Source organism: Mesorhizobium sp. P3_A9, assembly GCF_056402975.1.
On the sequence record NZ_JBFUGJ010000099.1, the window covers coordinates 1 to 17951 of the forward strand.

The 17951-nt window shown below is 63.0% G+C and carries 22 protein-coding genes; 12 read left to right on the top strand and 10 right to left on the bottom strand.

Annotated elements, in window-relative coordinates:
• Together trxA and AC1DX0_RS15785 are read left to right on the top strand one after the other, a co-directional pair.
• A partial coding sequence (trxA, locus tag AC1DX0_RS15780) for a thioredoxin (RefSeq protein WP_477356004.1) occupies window positions 1–244 on the top strand: 244 nt, incomplete at its 5' end.
• A gap of 133 nt (window positions 245–377) precedes the next feature.
• On the top strand, window positions 378–659 hold the full coding sequence (locus AC1DX0_RS15785) for a cupin domain-containing protein (protein WP_056569023.1): 282 nt from the start codon (window positions 378–380) through the stop codon (window positions 657–659).
• A 42-nt stretch (window positions 660–701) separates the two neighbouring features.
• On the opposite strand, the gene AC1DX0_RS15790 is transcribed toward AC1DX0_RS15785, so the two are convergent.
• The 6 genes from AC1DX0_RS15790 to AC1DX0_RS15815 all read right to left on the bottom strand — a co-directional run bounded on the left by AC1DX0_RS15790 (window position 702) and on the right by AC1DX0_RS15815 (window position 6468).
• Window positions 702–1121 (bottom strand): VOC family protein, encoded by a 420-nt coding sequence (locus AC1DX0_RS15790; protein ID WP_477218625.1) that lies wholly within the window; start codon window positions 1119–1121, stop codon window positions 702–704.
• Between the two features lie 28 nt (window positions 1122–1149).
• A complete protein-coding gene (locus AC1DX0_RS15795) occupies window positions 1150–2475 on the bottom strand; it encodes a bifunctional folylpolyglutamate synthase/dihydrofolate synthase (protein ID WP_477218626.1) in 1326 nt (441 codons plus the stop codon).
• A 119-nt stretch (window positions 2476–2594) separates the two neighbouring features.
• The gene (gene accD / locus AC1DX0_RS15800) at window positions 2595–3521 is read right to left on the bottom strand and encodes an acetyl-CoA carboxylase, carboxyltransferase subunit beta (protein ID WP_477218627.1); all 927 of its coding nucleotides are present in this window, start codon (window positions 3519–3521) and stop codon (window positions 2595–2597) included.
• A gap of 48 nt (window positions 3522–3569) precedes the next feature.
• Window positions 3570–4409, bottom strand: coding sequence for a tryptophan synthase subunit alpha (gene trpA / locus AC1DX0_RS15805; RefSeq protein ID WP_477218628.1), 840 nt, complete (start codon window positions 4407–4409; stop codon window positions 3570–3572).
• Between the two features lie 61 nt (window positions 4410–4470).
• Window positions 4471–5721 carry a tryptophan synthase subunit beta gene (gene trpB / locus AC1DX0_RS15810; RefSeq protein ID WP_477218629.1) on the bottom strand — a complete coding sequence of 417 codons (1251 nt, stop codon included), beginning with the start codon at window positions 5719–5721 and terminating at the stop codon, window positions 4471–4473.
• An 87-nt stretch (window positions 5722–5808) separates the two neighbouring features.
• Window positions 5809–6468, bottom strand: a complete 660-nt coding sequence (locus AC1DX0_RS15815; protein WP_477218630.1) for a phosphoribosylanthranilate isomerase — start codon at window positions 6466–6468, stop codon at window positions 5809–5811.
• A 112-nt stretch (window positions 6469–6580) separates the two neighbouring features.
• Here AC1DX0_RS15815 and AC1DX0_RS15820 point away from each other — a divergent pair, with 112 nt between their 5' ends.
• A complete protein-coding gene (locus tag AC1DX0_RS15820) occupies window positions 6581–6799 on the top strand; it encodes a hypothetical protein (RefSeq protein ID WP_477218631.1) in 219 nt (72 codons plus the stop codon).
• Here the strand turns inward: AC1DX0_RS15820 and AC1DX0_RS15825 are convergent, their stop codons facing one another.
• The 4 genes from AC1DX0_RS15825 to AC1DX0_RS15840 form a co-directional block, all read right to left on the bottom strand.
• Window positions 6800–7558: a M48 family metallopeptidase gene (locus AC1DX0_RS15825; protein ID WP_027040667.1), complete on the bottom strand. Its 759-nt coding sequence runs from the start codon at window positions 7556–7558 to the stop codon at window positions 6800–6802.
• Window positions 7559–7657: 99 nt separating this feature from the next.
• On the bottom strand, window positions 7658–8140 hold the full coding sequence (locus tag AC1DX0_RS15830; RefSeq protein ID WP_477218632.1) for a DUF2852 domain-containing protein: 483 nt from the start codon (window positions 8138–8140) through the stop codon (window positions 7658–7660).
• 117 nt (window positions 8141–8257) lie between these two features.
• The gene (locus AC1DX0_RS15835; RefSeq protein ID WP_477218633.1) at window positions 8258–9400 is read right to left on the bottom strand and encodes a benzoate/H(+) symporter BenE family transporter; all 1143 of its coding nucleotides are present in this window, start codon (window positions 9398–9400) and stop codon (window positions 8258–8260) included.
• A gap of 2 nt (window positions 9401–9402) precedes the next feature.
• Complete coding sequence (locus tag AC1DX0_RS15840) at window positions 9403–10173, bottom strand: alpha/beta hydrolase (protein WP_477218634.1); 771 nt, start codon at window positions 10171–10173, stop codon at window positions 9403–9405.
• 221 nt (window positions 10174–10394) lie between these two features.
• Here AC1DX0_RS15840 and infC point away from each other — a divergent pair, with 221 nt between their 5' ends.
• From infC to AC1DX0_RS15885, 9 genes are all read left to right on the top strand, one after another.
• The gene (gene infC / locus AC1DX0_RS15845; RefSeq protein WP_010912915.1) at window positions 10395–10931 is read left to right on the top strand and encodes a translation initiation factor IF-3; all 537 of its coding nucleotides are present in this window, start codon (window positions 10395–10397) and stop codon (window positions 10929–10931) included.
• 167 nt (window positions 10932–11098) lie between these two features.
• Window positions 11099–11725, top strand: a complete 627-nt coding sequence (locus AC1DX0_RS15850; protein WP_477218635.1) for a methyltransferase family protein — start codon at window positions 11099–11101, stop codon at window positions 11723–11725.
• Between the two features lie 182 nt (window positions 11726–11907).
• Window positions 11908–12111 (top strand): 50S ribosomal protein L35, encoded by a 204-nt coding sequence (gene rpmI / locus AC1DX0_RS15855; RefSeq protein ID WP_006201248.1) that lies wholly within the window; start codon window positions 11908–11910, stop codon window positions 12109–12111.
• A gap of 88 nt (window positions 12112–12199) precedes the next feature.
• A complete protein-coding gene (gene rplT / locus AC1DX0_RS15860; protein ID WP_023672281.1) occupies window positions 12200–12601 on the top strand; it encodes a 50S ribosomal protein L20 in 402 nt (133 codons plus the stop codon).
• Between the two features lie 145 nt (window positions 12602–12746).
• Window positions 12747–13844: a phenylalanine--tRNA ligase subunit alpha gene (pheS, locus tag AC1DX0_RS15865; RefSeq protein WP_475454523.1), complete on the top strand. Its 1098-nt coding sequence runs from the start codon at window positions 12747–12749 to the stop codon at window positions 13842–13844.
• Window positions 13841–14263 carry an ASCH domain-containing protein gene (locus AC1DX0_RS15870; RefSeq protein WP_477218636.1) on the top strand — a complete coding sequence of 141 codons (423 nt, stop codon included), beginning with the start codon at window positions 13841–13843 and terminating at the stop codon, window positions 14261–14263. Before pheS ends, AC1DX0_RS15870 begins: the two co-directional genes overlap by 4 nt.
• A gap of 72 nt (window positions 14264–14335) precedes the next feature.
• The gene (locus AC1DX0_RS15875; protein ID WP_477218637.1) at window positions 14336–14758 is read left to right on the top strand and encodes a GFA family protein; all 423 of its coding nucleotides are present in this window, start codon (window positions 14336–14338) and stop codon (window positions 14756–14758) included.
• A complete protein-coding gene (gene pheT, locus AC1DX0_RS15880; RefSeq protein WP_477218638.1) occupies window positions 14755–17163 on the top strand; it encodes a phenylalanine--tRNA ligase subunit beta in 2409 nt (802 codons plus the stop codon). The genes AC1DX0_RS15875 and pheT overlap by 4 nt, the downstream gene beginning before the upstream one ends.
• A 36-nt stretch (window positions 17164–17199) precedes the next feature.
• Complete coding sequence (locus AC1DX0_RS15885) at window positions 17200–17802, top strand: nucleotidyltransferase family protein (protein ID WP_477218639.1); 603 nt, start codon at window positions 17200–17202, stop codon at window positions 17800–17802.
• The last annotated feature ends 149 nt before the right edge of the window (window positions 17803–17951 follow it).

Below are 17951 nucleotides of genomic sequence, written 5' to 3' on the forward strand. Positions count from 1 at the left end.
GGCTGAATGGTGTGGCCCGTGCAAGATGATCGCGCCGGCGCTCGAGGACATTGCCACCGAGCTCGGTGCCAAGGTCAAGATCGCCAAGCTCAACATCGACGAGAATCCCGAGCTCGCCGCCCAGTTCGGCGTGCGCTCGATTCCGACGCTGATGATCTTCAAGGGCGGCGAAGTGGCCGACATGAAGGTAGGTGCTGCGCCCAAGACCGCGCTGTCGCACTGGATCAACGGCAGCCTCGCCTGATCCAACTGAATTCCTGATCACAAAGCCCGGCCCTCGCGCCGGGCTTTTTGTTGGCGTCATTGCTGGCCCGCTCTGGCCCTCACATAAGGACACGCCATATCCTCTGCTGGGAAGCAGAAACAGGGAGAGCGACATGACCGGATCCGCCAAGGCCACCGTCTTCATCGACAATGAGCGCGTCATCGTCACCGAATACCGTTTCCAGCCGGGCGACAACACCGGCTGGCACCGCCATGGCCACGACTATGTCGTGGTGCCGCTGATGGACGGCAAGCTGAAGCTGGAAACCAAGGACGGCGAAACCTTCGCCGAGATGAAGAAAGGCGTGCCTTATTTCCGCAAGGAGGGCGTCGAACACGACGTCATCAGCGCCAATGAAGGCGAATACGCCTTTATCGAGATCGAGCTGAAGTAATCCGCCTAAGCTGTGCCCGGACTGATGCGACCTGGAATGCGGTCACCAGTCGGCGATGCGATCACCGCCGGTGAACTGCGCACTTTTTTCGGTGTACTCGAACAGCTCGATCTTCACGCCGTTGGGATCGCGAATCCAGGCCTGAAAGGTATCGTCGCAGGCGTGCTTCTTTGCGGTCACGTCGATGCCCTTTGACTTGATATGGGCGATCGCGGCGTCGATGTCTTCGACTTCCAGGCAGAAATGGTTGATCTGGTTGAGTTCGCTGTAGGCGGCAGCATCCTTCTGGAACACTTCGACATGGCTGCGGCCGCCGCAATCGAGGTAGAAGCCAAAAATCCTGTCGTCGCGTAGAAAATTGAACCGCGTGCCCAGCCCGAGCACATCGCGGTAGAAGCTTCGCGTCGCTTCCAGATCATGCGCGAAAATGCAGACATGGGCGAGCTGCCTTACCTTGATCATCACAGGCTCCTGTTGGCCGTCACGCACCTCAGGTTGGCGGCGTGCCGTTCTCGGCCAGCACCGCGCCGGCGAAATAGAGCGATCCGCTGATCAGGATGCGCGGCGGCGGACCGTCCCAGGTGTCGCGCAGCAGCATCAGCGCGCTTGCAACGGAACTCACCGGTTCGGCCGTCAGCCCGGCTTCCGTGGCACGGATCGCCAGTTCGTCGTTTGGCACACCGGCCTCGCTCGTGCTCACCGGCACCGTATAGACATGCCGGACCAAGCCCTTGAAGGCGCGAAAATAGCCGGTCTGATCCTTGGTGTTGATCATGCCGGAGATGAGAAACAGCGGACGCGGGTTCTTCTCCTCCTGCTCGGCCAATGCCTCGGCAATGACCACGCCGGCGCCCGGATTGTGGCCGCCATCGAGCCAGATATCGGCACCCTTGGGCGCTAGGTCCACCAGCCTGCCTTGCGACAGCTTCTGCATGCGACCGGGCCACGCGACATTGGTCATTGCCTTCTCGGCGGCGCGATGGCTGATCTCGAAGCCGGCAGCCTTCACGGCTGCGATCGCTGCGGCCGCATTGGCGAATTGGTGGCGTCCGGGCAGGCGCGGTGGCGGCAGGTCCATCAGGCCGTCCTCGTCCTGGTAGACCATGCGGCCGTTTTCCTCGAAGGCGAGGAAATCCTGGCCGTAGACGAAGGTCGGGCACTCGAGCCTCTCGGCGGTTTCGATGATCGCCTGCAGCGCCGTCTCGCTTTCCTGGGCGCCGATCACCACCGGACAGCCGCGCTTGATGATGCCCGCCTTTTCGACGGCGATCAGTTCGACCCGGTCGCCGAGATAGGCTTCGTGGTCGAGCGACACCGGCATGATCACCGACACCGCCGGCCTGGCGATGACATTGGTGGCGTCCAGACGGCCGCCGAGACCGACCTCGATGATCGCGGCCGCGGCCGGATGTTCGGAAAACAGGATGAAGGTGACAGCGGAGAGGATTTCGAAAACGGTGATCTTCTGACCGCCATTGGCCTTGGCGACGCGGGCGATAGCTTCCGCGAATACCTTGTCGTCGACCAGCCTGCCGCCGCCCTCGGCGGCGAGCCGGTAGCGCTCATGCCAGTTTACCAGATGCGGCGAGGTGTGGACATGGACAAGGTGGCCGGAGGCTTCGAGCAGTGCGCGCGAAAAGGCGGCGCAGGAGCCCTTGCCGTTGGTGCCGGCGATGTGGATGACGGGCGGCAGCAAGTCCTGCGGATTGCCGAGCCGCTCCAGGAGCCGCGTGATGCGGTCGAGCGAAAGGTCGAAGCCTTTCGGGTGAAGCGCCATCAGGGCTTCGATTTCGCGGTCGGCGGCAAGCGTTGTCATGACAGAATCCCGGCGCATGGCCCGGGGACCAGAATCAATCCCGGAATGGCCATGGCAATCAAAAGGCTACAGCGCGCGACCGCCCTCGTGCAATCGCGGTCGCGGCGCTTGGTGTCGCGTCAGGCCTGCGGCCGGGCTTCGGCAGGGATCACCGCCGGCGGCAGGATTTCCGGCTCCAGCGGCTTTTGCTCGACCGGCATCTTGAGCAGCATCTTCAACAGCCGTGCGATCGTTTCGCGCATCTCGAGCCGCGACACCACCATGTCGACCATGCCGTGCTCCATCAGATATTCGGAGCGCTGGAAGCCGTCCGGCAGCTTCTCACGGATGGTCTGTTCGATGACGCGCGGCCCGGCAAAGCCGATCAGCGCGCCCGGCTCGGCGATGTGCACATCGCCCAGCATGGCGTAGGAAGCGGTGACACCGCCGGTGGTCGGGTTGGTCAGAACGACGATGTAGGGCAGACCGGCTTCCTTCAGCCGGTCGACACCGACCGTGGTGCGTGGCAATTGCATGAGGGACAAAATGCCTTCCTGCATGCGGGCGCCACCGGAGGCGGCAAACAGGATCAGCGGCCGCTTGCGCTGCAAGGCCGCTTCGAAACCGTGGACGATGGCGTCACCGGCCGCCATGCCGAGCGAGCCGCCCATGAAGGCGAAATCCTGCACCGTCACCACCACCGGCAGGCCCTCGACGGTGCCCAGCGCGTTGATGATGGCGTCTTCGAGGCCGGTCTTCGCCTTGGCGTCCTTCAGGCGGTCGACATAGCGCTTCTCGTCGCGGAATTTCAGCGGATCCTGGACGACCTTGGGGTTGTCCAGGGTCTCGTACTTGCCGTCATCGAAGAAGAATTTCAGCCGCTCCTTGGCCGAGATCTTCATATGATGGCCGGAAGACGGGATAACGAACTGGTTGGATTCCAGATCCTTGTGGAACACCATTTCGCCGGTCTCAGGATCCTTGATCCAGAGATTCTCGGGCATGTCGGTGCGCCGGCCGAGCATCGAATTGATCTTCGGGCGAACGTAATTGGTGATCCAGTTCATCGCTTCGGCTCCTGTCCTGACGAAGAGTTGGGTAAAGACGTAGGGAAACTATTCGGCAGCAGCAAGGCGAGCCGAGCGCACGCCTTGCGCCAGGCCGCTGACCAGGGTGGCGACGGCTTCGGCCGGGTCGGCGGTCTTTTCGCCCTTCGGCCCCAGCACATTGGCGACCGCATTGACGATCGCGGTGCCGACGACGACGCCATCGGCATTGGCGCCGATCACGCGCGCCTGCTCGGCGGTCTTGACGCCGAAGCCGACGCAGACCGGCAGGTCGGTGTGGCCCTTGATGCGCTTGACGGCGGCGGCGACCTTGCCGGTGTCGGCCAGCGCCGAGCCGGTGATGCCGGTCATCGATACGTAGTAGACAAAGCCCGACGTGTTCTGCAGCACTTTCGGCAGACGCTTGTCGTCGGTGGTCGGCGTCGCCAGGCGGATGAAGTTGATGCCGGCTTTCAGCGCCGGAATGCAGAGCTCCTCGTCCATTTCCGGTGGCAGGTCGACGACGATCAGGCCATCGATGCCGCTGGCAATGGCATCCTTGAGGAAGCGGTCGACGCCGTAGATGTAGATCGGGTTGTAATAGCCCATCAGCACGATCGGCGTTTCATTGTCGCTGGTTCGGAATTCGGCCGCCATCTTCAGCGTCTTGACCAGCGTCTGGCCGCCTTTCAGCGCGCGCAGGCCGGCAGCCTGGATCGCTGGGCCATCGGCCATCGGATCGGAAAACGGCATGCCGAGCTCGATGATGTCGGCGCCTGCCGGGGGCAGCGCCTTCATGATCGACAGCGAGGTGTCATAGTCGGGGTCGCCGCCCATGAAATAGGTGACGAGCGCCGGGCGGCCTTCGTTTTTCAGCTTCGCCATACGGCGGTCGATGCGGGTCACCATGTCTGGCCCTTTGGACGAATGTTACTCATAATCAACTCCCAATCGAAACTGTCCAAAGGGCCTAGATCTCCATGCCCAGCATCGAGGCCACCGTGTGCACGTCCTTGTCGCCACGGCCGGACAGGTTGACGATGACGATCTGGTCCTTGTCCATTTCAGGCACGATCTTCACCGCGTGGGCGATGGCGTGTGCGGATTCCAGCGCCGGGATGATGCCTTCGACGCGCGTTGTCAGTTTGAAGGCTTCCAGTGCCTCGTCGTCGAGGATCGGCACATATTCGACGCGGCCGGAGTCGCGCAGCCAGGAATGCTCCGGGCCGACGCCGGGATAGTCGAGACCGGCCGAAATCGAATGGCCGTCCATGATCTGGCCGTCAGCATTCTGCAGAAGATAGGTGCGGTTGCCGTGCAGCACGCCGGGCGCACCGGCGTTCATCGAGGCGCAATGCTCGATGCCGTCGAGACCGCGCCCGCCGGCTTCGATGCCGATGATCTTGACCTCCTTGTCGTCAAGGAAGGGATGGAACAGACCGATGGCATTCGAGCCGCCGCCGACAGCAGCAATGATGGTGTCAGGCAGCCGGCCTTCCTGCTCGAGAATCTGCGCGCGCGCCTCGATGCCGATGACCGACTGGAAATCGCGCACCAGCTCCGGATAGGGATGCGGGCCGGCGGCAGTGCCGATCAGATAATAGGTGTCCTCGACATTGGTTACCCAGTCGCGCAATGCCTCGTTCATGGCGTCCTTCAGCGTGCCGTGGCCGGCCGTGACCGGCCGCACTTCGGCGCCGAGCAGCTTCATGCGGAAGACGTTCGGGCTCTGACGGGCAACGTCGGTGGCGCCCATATAGACGACGCAGGGAAAGCCGAAGCGGGCGGCGACGGTGGCGGATGCCACGCCATGCTGGCCGGCGCCGGTCTCGGCGATGATGCGCTTCTTGCCCATGCGCTTGGCGAGCAGGATCTGGCCGAGGCAGTTGTTGATCTTGTGCGACCCGGTGTGGTTCAGGTCCTCACGCTTGAAATAGACTTTTGCGCCGCCCCCGAGGCCCTTCGCCGAGGAAACCTCACGAAGATGCTTCGTCAGGCCTTCGGCGAAATAGAGCTTTGAGGGCCGCCCGGCATAGTGGGTCGAAAGATCGGTCAGCTCAGCCCTGAAGTCCGGATCGTTCTTGACCTCGTTCCAGTTCCGCTCGAGGTCGAGGATCAAAGGCATGAGCGTTTCGGCGACGAAACGACCGCCGAAAATGCCGAACATGCCCTGCTCGTCGGGTCCGGTGCGGAAGGAATTGGGTGTCGCCGGCTTGTTCATCGCCGATCTCCTGCATCTTGATGTCTGATCATGTCCTTGTCGGAAAACCGGTTCCCACTTTTCCTGGACATGCTCTCATTTAAGGCCTTAGGCGGCGCGGTCGTCGCGTGCTGCCCGGACGGCCCGGAAAAACTGTTCGATCAGCGCCGGATCCTTGACGCCCGGCGCGCTTTCCACGCCCGAGGAAATGTCTATTCCGGGCGGGTTGGCAAGCCGAAGGGCGTCGCCGATGTTGGCGGCGTTGAGCCCACCGGAAAGCATGTAATCGACGCCGGCGTCAAGGCCGGCAAGGATGCGCCAGTCGAAGGCGACGCCATTGCCGCCCGGCAATACTGAGCCCTTTGGCGGCTTGGCGTCGAACAGGAACCGGTCTGCGACACCGATGAACGGCTTGATCCGGTCGAGATCGGCGGCCTCGCCGAGCGGCAGCGCCTTCATCACCGGCAGACCATAGCGGGCTTTCAGTTCGGCCACGCGCTCAGGTGCTTCCGAGCCGTGCAGCTGCAGCATGTCGGGCTGCATCTTTTCGATGATCTCATCCAGGAAGGCGTCGCTGGCGTCAACGGTGACGGCAACCGCCAAGGCCTTGCCGCGCGCCGCTTCGCGCAGACGCCCGGCTTCCACCGGCTCGACGTAACGCGGGCTTTTCGCAAAGAAAATAAAGCCGACATGGCTGGCACCGCCGGCCAGTGCCGCGGCCATTGCCTGGTCGGTCTTCAAGCCGCAGATCTTGATGTCGAGCGCCATGGCGCGGGAATTGGCATGAAACGCGCCAAGAGTCGAGAAAAAGCATGATGTTTGCCGGCACCGCCAAAGGCGCTACCTATGGATAGACAGCTTGCCAGGCGGGAGAAAGATCATGGCCGACAGAACCGTTGCCGAACTCAGACAGAAGATCGCCCAGGCGCGCGAGGTCATCACCCATCTGATGGACAAGGCCGCCTTCAACGGCGCCGAAGCGCACCGCGCGCTGGATTATTTCGGTGGCGATGAATTCGACGGCAATTTTTTGCCGTGGCCGCATCATGGCGATGAAGGGCTGCGGCCGGATGAACTCAATGCTGCGAACGACGATTGACTACTCAAACACGATCGCCTGCAGCGCGCCGCCATTGCGCTTCAGCCAGTCCTTGCAACGGTCGGTGTCGGGGCAGAGTTTTTCGCACAGTTTCCAGAATTTCGGGCCGTGATTCATCTCCTTGAGATGCGCCACCTCATGCGCGACGAGGTAGTTTATGACGGGCTGCGGCGCCATCATGATGCGCCAGGAGAAGGACAGATTGCCCTCCGAGGTGCAGGAGCCCCAGCGGCTGGACGTGTCCTTGTAGCGGATCGCCTTGGCGCGCTTGCCGAGCGCCTCGGTGTGCTTGATCACCAGCTTCTCGATTTCCTTCTTGGCCTCGCGCTTCAGGAAATCGGCGATGCGGCGCGGCAGATGGATGCGATCGCCATGCACGACCAGCAGCGGACCGCGCTCGTCGCGCGACACGGTGACGGTGCCGCGCTTTGACGGTTCGTGGACGATGCGGTGCGGGACGCCGCGTATCGGGATCTTGATGCCAGGCCGCACTTGCGGGCGCGTCGGCACCTTGGCAAGGCGCTGTTCCAGCCAGTCCTGGTGACGGTCGAGAAACCTGTCCACCTCGCCCCGGCGCAAGCCCGGCGGCACGGTGATGCGCAGGCCCTGGCCGCCGGAATCGATGCGCAGCGTCAGGCGCCGCGCCCGGGCGCTCTCGACGATCTTGAGCGGCAACGTGCGGCCGGCGACACAATATTCTCGCTCCACGACGGGCGTGGGCTTGGGCTTCGTCAGATTGCGAAAAAATCCGAGGGTCATGACCGGACGATACGCGATTCGAGAAAAACGAATAGAACAAAAAAGAAACGGCGCCGCTCGCGCGACGCCGTTCTCATACCTTGGCCCCGTCGCTAAGCCTCAGTCGTCAAGCAGGTTCGAGCCTTTGCCACGCTTGGTGGGGGTCGTGCCGGTGCTCGGATCGCTCTTCGCAGGTGCAGTCGACTTGTTGCGGTTCGCCATGAAGCGATCGAACTCGTCCTGATCCTTGGCGCGGCGCAATTCGCGGGCGTATTCGTCGAACTGCGTCAGCATCTCGTCGAGCTTGCGGCGCTCTTCGTTCAGGCGCTCAAGTTCCTTTTCGCGCCAGTCGTCGAAAGCGACGTTGCCGGTGCGGGCGGAGCCATTGCCCCAGCGCGCGGCCTTGTCGGAACTGCGGCGGCAGCCGGCGAAGATGCCGTCTGTGGCGCGGTTGACGTCCCGCTTGAACCCGTCGAGCCGGTCGCCCCAGATGATATAGGCGAGCATGGCAAAGCCGAGCGGCCAGAACACCATGAAGCCGATCACCATCAACGCGATGGTCGCCGGCGTCCAGGCCGGGCGGATCAATGCAGATGTGTTCATTTTCTCCCATTCCTTCGGTTGGAGACAGCCAGAACCGGCTGCGTGGAATCGAAATGGGAAGGCAAAAACGGCGATTCAAGACAATGTCCGCCAAAACCGGACAAGCGACTGAAATGATTATCGCTTTTTGAGCATATCGAGGAAAAGCACGACCAGCCCGGCGATCAGGCCCCAGAATGCGGCGCCGACGCCGAACAGCGTCAGGCCGGAGGCGGTGACAACAAAGGTGACGGTGGCGGCCATGCGGTCGGCCTCGTCCTTCAGCGCGATCGCCAGCGCGTTGGCGAGCGACGCCATCAGCGCAAGACCCGCCACCAGCACGATCAGGCTCTGCGGCAGGACGGCGAAGATCGCTACCAGCGAAGCGCCGAAAATCGCGAAGATAAGATAGGCGAGCGCATAGAACGGCCCGGTCTTCCAGCGCTCGGCGGGGTCGGGATGAACGTCGGGTCCGGTGCAGATAGCCGCCGAGATCGCCGCCAGATTGGTGGTCGAGCCACCGAACGGCGCCGACAGCAGCGAAAACAGGCCGGTGACGCCGATCAGCGGGCCGGGCTCCGGGTGATAGCCGGCGGCGCGCAGCACGGCGAGGCCCGACAGGTTCTGCGAGGCCATGGTGACGAGATAGAGCGGTAGCGCCAGGCCAATCATCGCCTTGGCGGTGAAATCGGGCGCAATCAGCGTGAGCGTCGACAGTTCGGGTGTCGGCAGGCCGCCGACACGGCCCGTCAGGAAGGCGGCCAGACCGCCGCCGATCAGCACCGCCAGCACCGACAGCGCCGGGTTGAACAGGCGGATGACGAAGAACACCGCGATCAGCGGCAGGATCAGCCAGGGGTCGACGGGAATGGTCTTGACCGCATTGAGGGCGAAGGTGACGACAATGCCGGCCAGCATGCCAGAAGCGACGGAGGGCGGTATCCTGGAGATCAGCTGCGTCAGCGGCCGAAACAGGCCGGTGGCGATCAACAGGATGGCGGTGACGATGAAGGCGGCGACGGCCTCATTGATCGAAAAGCCGCTCGAGGCCGCCATCAGCGCCAGGCCCGGCGTCGACCATGCGGTGATGACAGGCATTTTCGTGCGCCAGGACAGCCACAGGCTCTCGATCGCCATGGCCAGGCAAATGGTCGTCACCCAGCTCGCCGTCTGGATTTGCGTTGCACCAACCGCGTGGGCGGCGGCAATGACGATGGCCAGCGTGCCGCCAAAGCCGACGATGGCAGCGACAAAGGCTGAGATCGGGATGGAGAGGCGCATCGTCACTTGCCCCGCCCGGCCATGTCGCCGACCGCCCGCAGCAGCATGTCGAGATCCTGTGGCCGCGACAGGCGGTGGTCGCCGTCCGGGATCAGTGACAGCGTGACATCGTCGGCCGGCAGCAGGCTGACCAGTTTCAGAGCGTGGCTCGACGGCACGTCCGGATCGGCCAGGCCCTGCAGGATGTGGACCGGGCAATGCGTGTCGATCGGGCCCGTCATCACCCGGTTGTGGCGCCCGTCCTCGATCAGGGCTCGGGTGTAGATGTAAGGCTCCGTGGAATAGTTCGACGGCTCGGCGAAGAACCCTTTTTCAGCGAGGTCGCGCTTCTGCGCTTCGGACAGCACCGGTTCGACCAGCTCAGAGGTAAAATCCGGCGCCGGCGCCAGCAGCACCAGGCCGACGATTTTTGCGCCACCCGCCTTGCGCAATTCCTGCACCATGCGCAGCGCGATCCAGGCGCCCATCGAGGAACCGACCAGGATCTGATCGCCCTTGGTGAAATGGCGGAACACGGCAAGGCTTTGCGACAGCCATTTCGAAATCGTGCCGTCGGCAAAGACGCCACCGGATTCGCCGTGGCCGGAATAGTCATGACGCAGGAAGGCGCGGCCCTCTTTCGCCGCCCAGTCCGACAGCGTCTGCGCTTTCGTGCCCAGCATGTCCGACTTGTAGCCGCCCAGCCAGACGATGCCGGGCGTAGAACCCGCGGTATAGCGCACCGCGATGCGCGCTCCATCGACATCGAGAAAGGTTGGGGGCGTGGCGGTCATGGCTTTTCCTCAGGCCCCTCTTTTGGCACGGTGTTCTTGTGGCACAGCCACAGGCGTGGCGAAAAGTGCTCGTGCTGCTTCTTTGTTTGGTACAGGACAGTGATCAGGGTGATTTTCTGTCAATGCTGTGCTATTGACTCCGCCCGCGCGCTCCCCACATTGGCGCGTCCAGACATCAGACCGACAAAACCCGGAACGAAACGGCCAAGGAGACCACGACCATTCGCAGACCTTTCAAAGCAGCGGCGCCGACCAAGGATGGGCCGCGCTCCAACCGTGATATCCGGGTTCCCCGGGTCCAGCTTATCGACGCCGAAGGCCAGAACCGCGGCGATGTTTCCATCAACGACGCATTGCTGCTCGCCGAAGAGGCCGGGCTCGATCTCGTCGAAATATCGCCCAATGCGGTACCGCCCGTCGTAAAGATCCTCGATCTCGGCAAGTTGAAATACGCCAACCAGAAGAAGGCAGCCGAGGCGCGCAAGAATCAGAAGGTCATCGAGATCAAAGAGATCAAGATGCGCCCGAACATCGACAGCCATGACTACGAGACCAAGATGAAGGCGGTTCGCCGCTTCTTCGAGGAAGGCGACAAGGTCAAGCTGACGCTGCGCTTCCGCGGTCGCGAAATGGCGCATATGGAACTCGGCATGCAGCTTCTGAACAAGGTGCGCGAGGAAGTGGCGACCATCGCCAAGGTCGAGGCGGAGCCGAAGCTCGAAGGCCGCCAGATGATGATGGTGCTGGCGCCGCGCTAAGGCGCGCCGTCAGCGATATCACGGCGTGGTCACGATAAGGTTAGGCGTGGCCATCACGTTAAATCCGCCTGAATTGTGTTACAGGCCGTCCCGGCGATTGGCGGGACGCCTGTTTCTTGGCGAAAGCTGCGATCGCCGGCTAAGCTCTTCGACGATCGGGTATTCCCTTGGACAATGAAGTCAAATACGGGCTGGGTAACTACCAGCAGATGCGCCGACTGGTGCTTGCCGTGCTCGTAGTGGTGCTGTTTTTGGCGCTGCTGTTCGGCCAATCGACCTTCCCGCCCGACACGCCGGTGCATGAATCGATCGAGATGTTCGGCGTGCTGTTGATCTTCCTTGGCATCGTCGGCCGCCTCTGGGCGACGCTCTATATAGGCGGGCGCAAATCCTCCGAGGTGGTGACGGGCGGACCCTATTCGATCACCCGCAATCCCCTTTATGTGTTCTCGACGGTGGCGGCGGCCGGGGTCGGTGCCCAGATCGGCTCGTTCTCGGGCATCATCCTGTTTGCGCTGCTTTGCGCCGGGGCCTTCCACATCGTCATCTTGCGCGAAGAGAAATTTCTCAAGGAGGCGCTCGGCGCACCCTATGCGGACTATCTGGCGCGGGTGCCGCGCTTTTTCCCGAACCTCTCCCTCTACCAGGAGGGCGATACAGGCAGCTTCAAGCCGCGCCTGCTGCTCACCACGCTGCTCGACGGGCTGGTGTTCCTGATCGCGCTGCCGGCTTTCGAACTGATCGACGGCGCGCAGCTGTCGGGCATGCTGCCGGTGTGGTTCACGCTTCCCTGACCGGGGACAGAGCGTCGCACGGCCTGAGGTGTTGCGCACCAGCCGTCTTTGACGTATAGGACCGCCGTTCAAGAAAACCGCCCGGCAGGGCATGCCGTGGCGGTTTCATTTGCTTTTCGGGCTTTGGTCGGCCCGGAGCGAACAAGAAGCGCGATAGTGCGCCAACTAGACGGAGTAGCAAAATGCCCAAGATGAAGACCAAATCGGCCGCCAAGAAGCGGTTCAAGATCACAGGTACGGGTAAAGTCCTGTCGGCTGCGGCCGGCAAGCGTCACGGCATGATCAAGCGTTCCAACAAGTTCATTCGAAATGCCCGCGGCACGATGGTTCTGGCTGAACCGGATGGCAAGAAGGTCATCAAGAATTTTCTGCCGAACGGCCTCTAAGGCATTCGGTCCGGACACGCATTAGTTTTACGCAATTCGGAACGGAAAGCCGCCAGGCACCTGGAATTGCTTTTAAGGAGATCATGACATGGCACGCGTAAAGAGAGGCGTCACCTCGCACGCCAAGCACAAGAAGGTCCTGAAAGCCGCGAAAGGCTTCTACGGCCGTCGCAAGAACACCATCCGCATCGCCAAGCAGGCGGTGGAAAAGTCGATGCAGTACGCGTATCGCGACCGCAAGAACCGCAAGCGCTCGTTCCGCGCGCTGTGGATCCAGCGCATCAACGCCGCGACGCACGAGCATGGCCTGACCTATGGCCGCTTCATCGACGGGCTCAACAAGTCGGGCATCGAGATCGATCGCAAGATCCTGTCGGATATGGCCATCCATGAGCCGCAGGCTTTCGCAGCCCTGGTCGCCAAGGCCAAGGTGGCGCTCGAATATCTGAAGAACACCACGCCGAACGCTTTTGAAAGCGCTGTCGCCTAAGACCAGCGCTTCCCAAGCATTCGCAATTCTGATTTGGGGAACCCGCGCTGGCACGGCTGGCGCGGGTTTTTCTTATGCCTGAATACCCAACTTGAACGTGACCACCTTCACGTTAGCGCAGATTTCCAACGTAGCGAGTTTGACCGTGAACGACGCAACCACCGGCCTGGATACGCTTGAAAGCTCACTTCTGGCCGACATCGCATCGGCCGCCGACGAGCCGGCCATCGAGGCCGTGCGCATCGCTGCCTTCGGCAAGAAGGGCACCGTGTCCGAGATGCTGAAGACGCTTGGTGCCATGACCGCCGAGGAGCGCCAGATCAAGGGCCCTGTCATCAACGGCCTCAAGAACCGCGTCACCGAGGCGCTGACGGCCCGCAAGGCCGAATTGAAGGACGTGGCCATCGCCGCACGCTTGGCCGCCGAAAAGGTCGACGTGACGCTGCCGGTGCGGCAGTCGCCGGCCGAACGCGGCCGCATCCATCCGATCAGCCAGGTCATCGACGAGATCGCGGCGATCTTCGGCGATCTCGGCTTCGCCATCGCCGAAGGTCCCGATATCGAGACCGACTATTACAATTTCACCGCGCTGAATTTCCCGGAAGGCCATCCAGCGCGCGAGATGCACGACACCTTCTTCTTCCAGCCGGACGAGAAGGGCGAGCGCAAGCTTTTGCGCACCCACACCTCACCCGTGCAGATCCGCACCATGGAGAAGCAGAAGCCGCCGATCCGCATCGTTATTCCCGGCAAGACCTACCGCCAGGATTCGGACGCCACCCATTCGCCGATGTTCCATCAGGTCGAGGGTCTGGTGATCGACAAGACGGCCAACGTCGCCAATATGAAGTGGGTGCTGGAAGAGTTCTGCAAGGCGTTCTTCGAGGTGCCCTCGGTCAAGATGCGCTTCCGCCCATCCTTCTTCCCGTTCACCGAGCCAAGCCTCGAGGTCGACATCCAGTGCGACCGCTCGCGGCCCGGCGAAGTGCGCTTCGGCGAAGGCTCCGACTGGATGGAGATCCTCGGCTGCGGCATGGTGCACCCCAATGTGCTGCGCGCCGGCGGGCTCGATCCCGATGAGTATCAGGGCTTTGCCTGGGGTATGGGCATCGACCGCATCGCCATGCTGAAATACGGCATGCCGGACCTGCGCGCCTTCTTCGACGCGGATGTCCGCTGGCTGTCGCATTACGGTTTCCGGCCACTCGACATGCCGACGCTGTTCGGAGGCCTGAGCGCGTGAGCGTAGCTGCCGATCCCTATGCGGACGCGGTGACCTTCCGCTTTGGCGACAGCCCGGGACTCGCCGACGAGTTGCTGGCGCTGGTGCTGTCGAGGCGCAAGACCGCGACCTGCGGCGCGTTGCGCGATTACGGCGGCGCCGAGCCGGTGCCGGAGGTCGGACGCCGCGATGTCGTGCTCGACGGCAGCGGCAGGCGCGCGGCGGTCATCGAAACGGTCGAGGCCATTGTGCGGCGCTTCGACGAGGTTGATGCCGACTTTGCCCATGACGAGGGCGAGGGTGATCTGAGCTATGAATACTGGCACGAAGCCCATCGCGCCTATTTCGAGCGCAATGGCGGCTTTTCGCCTGACATGAAACTGGTTTGCGAACGCTTCCAGCTGGTCGAAGTGTTCAGTCAAGATGACGCGAAAGTATGAGACGATGAACGAGCTGTTGCATTACCGCTTCCGGCCGCTCGCCATGCCGACGCTCTTCGGTGGGTTGAGCGCATGACTGCGCCCCACATCGGCGGCTGCCGCTGCGGCGTCGTGCGGTTCGAGGCTTCGGCCGAGCCGCATCACATCAGCTATTGTCATTGCGGCGATTGCCGGCGGGCGAGCGGCGCGCCGGTATCGGCCTTTGTCGGCTTCCTGGTCGACCAGGTGGCGTTCACCGGCAAGGCGCTGAAGATGTATGAGAACGGCCCGGTGACGCGCTCCTTCTGCGGCGTCTGCGGCTCGCCCATCGCCTATGTCGATGAGCGGCTGGAGGACGACATTTACTTCATGCTCGGCGCCATGGACGCGCCGGCCGATTTCACGCCGACGCTGCATGCCTATGTCAGCAAGCAGCTGCCTTTCCTGCATATGTCCGACGATCTGCCGAGACATCTGAAATCAAGCGTCAAAAGACCAGACGGAACAGTCCCATGAAATTCACCCTCTCCTGGCTCAAGGATCATCTCGAGACCGACGCCTCGCTCAATGCGATCGTCGAGCGGCTGACGTCGATCGGCCTCGAAGTCGAGCATGTCGACGACAAGTCGAGCCTGAAACCCTTCGTCATCGCCAAGGTGCTGACGGCGGTGCAGCACCCCGATGCCGACAGGCTGCGCGTGCTGACCGTCGATACCGGCGACGGCAAAGCACCTGTTCAAGTGGTGTGCGGAGCGCCCAACGCCCGCGCGGGCCTGATCGGCGCCTTCGCCGCACCCGGCGCCTATGTGCCCGGCATCGATGTGACGCTGACGGTGGGCAAGATCCGTGGCGTAGAGAGCCATGGCATGATGTGTTCCGAGCGCGAGCTGGAACTGTCCGACGAGCACAATGGCATCATCGACCTGCCTGAGGATGCGCCGGTCGGCACCAGCTTTGCCGCCTATGCGCATCTCGACGATCCGGTCATCGAGATCAATCTGACGCCGAACCGGCCCGATGCCACCAGCGTCTACGGCATTGCCAGGGATCTGGCGGCAAGCGGGCTCGGCACGCTGAAAAGCGCTGCGGTCGAAGCGATCCCCGGCAAGGGCGAAACGCCGGTCAAGGTGACGATCGAGGCGCCGGAGCTTTGCCCCGGTTTCGCCTTGCGCCTCGTGCGCGGCGTCAAGAACGGTCCGTCGCCGAAATGGCTGCAGCAAAGGTTGATCGCCATTGGTCTGAGGCCGATCAGCGCGCTGGTCGACATCACCAACTACGTCACCTTCGACCGCGGCCGGCCGCTGCATGTGTTCGATGCCAAGAAGGTTGCCGGCAACCTCGTCGTGCGCCGCGCGCGCGACGGCGAGAAGGTGCTGGCGCTCGATGGCCGCGAATACACGCTGACGCCGGACATGTGCGCCATCGCCGACGACAATGGCGTCGAATCGATCGCCGGCGTCATGGGCGGCGAACATTCGGGCTGCGACGAGAACACCACGGATGTGCTGATCGAATCGGCGCTTTGGGACCCGATCACCACCGCCCGCACCGGCCGCACGCTCGGCATCATCACCGATGCGCGCTATCGCTTCGAGCGCGGCGTCGATCCTGAATTCATGGTCCCCGGCGTCGAGTTGGCGACGAAACTGGTGCTCGATTTCTGCGGCGGTGAGCCGACCGAGACCGAGATCGTCGGCTATGCCGACCACAAGCCCAAGATCGTTTCCTTCCCGCTGTCGGAAGTGACGCGTCTGACCGGCATCGAGGTGCCGAAGGCAGAAAGCCTCGACATCCTGTCGCGCCTCGGCTTCAAGCCACAGGGATCGGGCGATGTCGTCGATGTGGCGGTGCCGTCCTGGCGGCCCGATGTCGACGGCAAGGCCGATCTGGTCGAGGAAGTGATGCGCATTCACGGCGTCGACAACATCGCCCCGCAGCCGCTCGGCGCGCATGATGCGGTCAATTCCAAGATCCTGACGACGCTGCAGGTCCGCACCCGCACAGCCAAGCGGGCGCTTGCCGTGCGCGGCATGATGGAAGCCGTCACCTGGTCGTTCATCCCCGCCAAACACGCAGAACTGTTCGGTGGCGGCCAGACGGCACTGAAGCTCGCCAACCCGATCGCCGCCGACATGTCCGACATGCGGCCGTCGCTGCTGCCGGGGCTGATCGCCGCCGCGCAGCGCAATGCCGACAAGGGCATTGGCGACGTGGCGCTGTTCGAGGTGTCGGGCACCTATGAGGGCGACGGCGCCGACCAGCAGCGGCGCGTGGCCGCCGGCGTGCGCCGCGGCACCGCCAAGCTCGACGGCTCCGGCCGCAACTGGGCCGGCAATTCCGGCCCGGTCGGCGTGTTCGACGCCAAGGCCGATGCGATCGCGGCACTGGAAGCCTGCGGCGCGCCAGTCGACCGGCTGCAGATCGAGGCAGGCGGCCCGGCCTGGTACCATCCCGGCCGTTCCGGCACGATCAAGCTCGGGCCGAAGACCGTGCTCGGCACGTTCGGCGAGTTCCATCCGAAGACAATGGAAGGGCTCGATGTCTCCGGGCCGCTCTGCGGCTTCGAAGTGTTCGTCGATGCCGTGCCCGAGCCGAAGGCCAAGCCGACCAAGACCAAGCCGAAGCTGGAGCTCTCCGCCTTCCAGGCGGTGAAACGCGACTTCGCCTTCGTCGTCGACAAGTCCGTCGAGGCCGGCACGCTGGTGCGCGCGGCGTTGGCCGCCGACAAGAAGCTGATATCGGGGGTTTCGGTGTTCGACATCTTCGAAGGCGCGTCGCTCGGCACCGACAAGAAATCGATCGCCATCGAAGTGTCGATCCAGCCGGTCGAGAAGACGCTGACCGACGAGGATTTCGACGCGCTGGCCAAGCGTATTGTCGAGAATGTCGGCAAGCAGACGGGTGGCGTGCTGCGCGGGTAGCTTGCGAGCAGATGGCGAATCGTCCTCCAAAGGGCGATGGACCATCTGCGCTATTCCGGGCTGCCGTTCGAAGCACAACGCGAAGCGTTTCTCGACATCGTGTCGGCAGACCCGCTGGTTCGCGAAGCGCTGGCGCGTGCCTGTACGCTCGACCTTCCGGGCTGGCTGGTGGTTTCCGGCGCGCTCTACAATTCCGTCTGGAACCATCTGATCGGGAAGCCGTCGGGCTACGGCATTAGGGATGTCGACCTGTTCTATTTCGATGACAGCGACCTGTCCTATGAGGCCGAGGACGCTGTCATCCGCCGGGCCGCAAAGCATTTCGAGGGGCTGACCCTGCCGGTGGAGGTGCGCAACCAGGCGCGGGTGCATCTGTGGTATCCGCAGAAGTTCGGACAGCCCTGCCCGCGCTACACCAGTTCAAGCCAATCCATCAGTTATTTCGCCTCGAAGACGCATGCCGTTGGGGTGCGCTACGACGCTGGCGGGCAGTTGGAGCTGGTGGCGCCGTTCGGGCTGGATGATGTCTTCTCGTTTCGCATCACGCCGAACCGGGTGATGGACAACCAGCGGACTCATGAGGCGAAGGGTAAGCGGGCGCAGGAGTGCTGGCCGGGGTTATCAGTCGTGCCGTGGTAGGAATGCCGAAATGTCGGCGCGAGGCACCCCCCTCTGTCCTGCCGGACCTCTCCCCCGCAAGGAGCGAGATTGGCAGCTTCATCGGCGGCGATCTTTCTGCAACGTTGGCAATGGGCGAAAGCAGCCACGACATCCGATCTCCCCCCTTG

Bases quoted from the DNA above. Each gene is read 5' to 3' on its own strand.
- AC1DX0_RS15815 (WP_477218630.1), bottom strand. From the start codon at position 6,468: ATGGCGCTCGACATCAAGATCTGCGGCTTGAAGACCGACCAGGCAATG.
- trpB (WP_477218629.1), bottom strand. From the start codon at position 5,721: ATGAACAAGCCGGCGACACCCAATTCCTTCCGCACCGGACCCGACGAG.
- AC1DX0_RS15785 (WP_056569023.1), top strand. From the start codon at position 378: ATGACCGGATCCGCCAAGGCCACCGTCTTCATCGACAATGAGCGCGTC.
- AC1DX0_RS15795 (WP_477218626.1), bottom strand. From the start codon at position 2,475: ATGACAACGCTTGCCGCCGACCGCGAAATCGAAGCCCTGATGGCGCTT.
- AC1DX0_RS15875 (WP_477218637.1), top strand. From the start codon at position 14,336: ATGACTGCGCCCCACATCGGCGGCTGCCGCTGCGGCGTCGTGCGGTTC.
- rpmI (WP_006201248.1), top strand. From the start codon at position 11,908: ATGCCCAAGATGAAGACCAAATCGGCCGCCAAGAAGCGGTTCAAGATC.
- AC1DX0_RS15885 (WP_477218639.1), top strand. From the start codon at position 17,200: ATGGACCATCTGCGCTATTCCGGGCTGCCGTTCGAAGCACAACGCGAA.
- AC1DX0_RS15790 (WP_477218625.1), bottom strand. From the start codon at position 1,121: ATGATCAAGGTAAGGCAGCTCGCCCATGTCTGCATTTTCGCGCATGAT.
- rplT (WP_023672281.1), top strand. From the start codon at position 12,200: ATGGCACGCGTAAAGAGAGGCGTCACCTCGCACGCCAAGCACAAGAAG.
- AC1DX0_RS15835 (WP_477218633.1), bottom strand. From the start codon at position 9,400: ATGCGCCTCTCCATCCCGATCTCAGCCTTTGTCGCTGCCATCGTCGGC.
- AC1DX0_RS15820 (WP_477218631.1), top strand. From the start codon at position 6,581: ATGGCCGACAGAACCGTTGCCGAACTCAGACAGAAGATCGCCCAGGCG.
- accD (WP_477218627.1), bottom strand. From the start codon at position 3,521: ATGAACTGGATCACCAATTACGTTCGCCCGAAGATCAATTCGATGCTC.
- pheT (WP_477218638.1), top strand. From the start codon at position 14,755: ATGAAATTCACCCTCTCCTGGCTCAAGGATCATCTCGAGACCGACGCC.
- trpA (WP_477218628.1), bottom strand. From the start codon at position 4,409: ATGGTGACCCGCATCGACCGCCGTATGGCGAAGCTGAAAAACGAAGGC.
- AC1DX0_RS15840 (WP_477218634.1), bottom strand. From the start codon at position 10,173: ATGACCGCCACGCCCCCAACCTTTCTCGATGTCGATGGAGCGCGCATC.
- AC1DX0_RS15825 (WP_027040667.1), bottom strand. From the start codon at position 7,558: ATGACCCTCGGATTTTTTCGCAATCTGACGAAGCCCAAGCCCACGCCC.
- AC1DX0_RS15830 (WP_477218632.1), bottom strand. From the start codon at position 8,140: ATGAACACATCTGCATTGATCCGCCCGGCCTGGACGCCGGCGACCATC.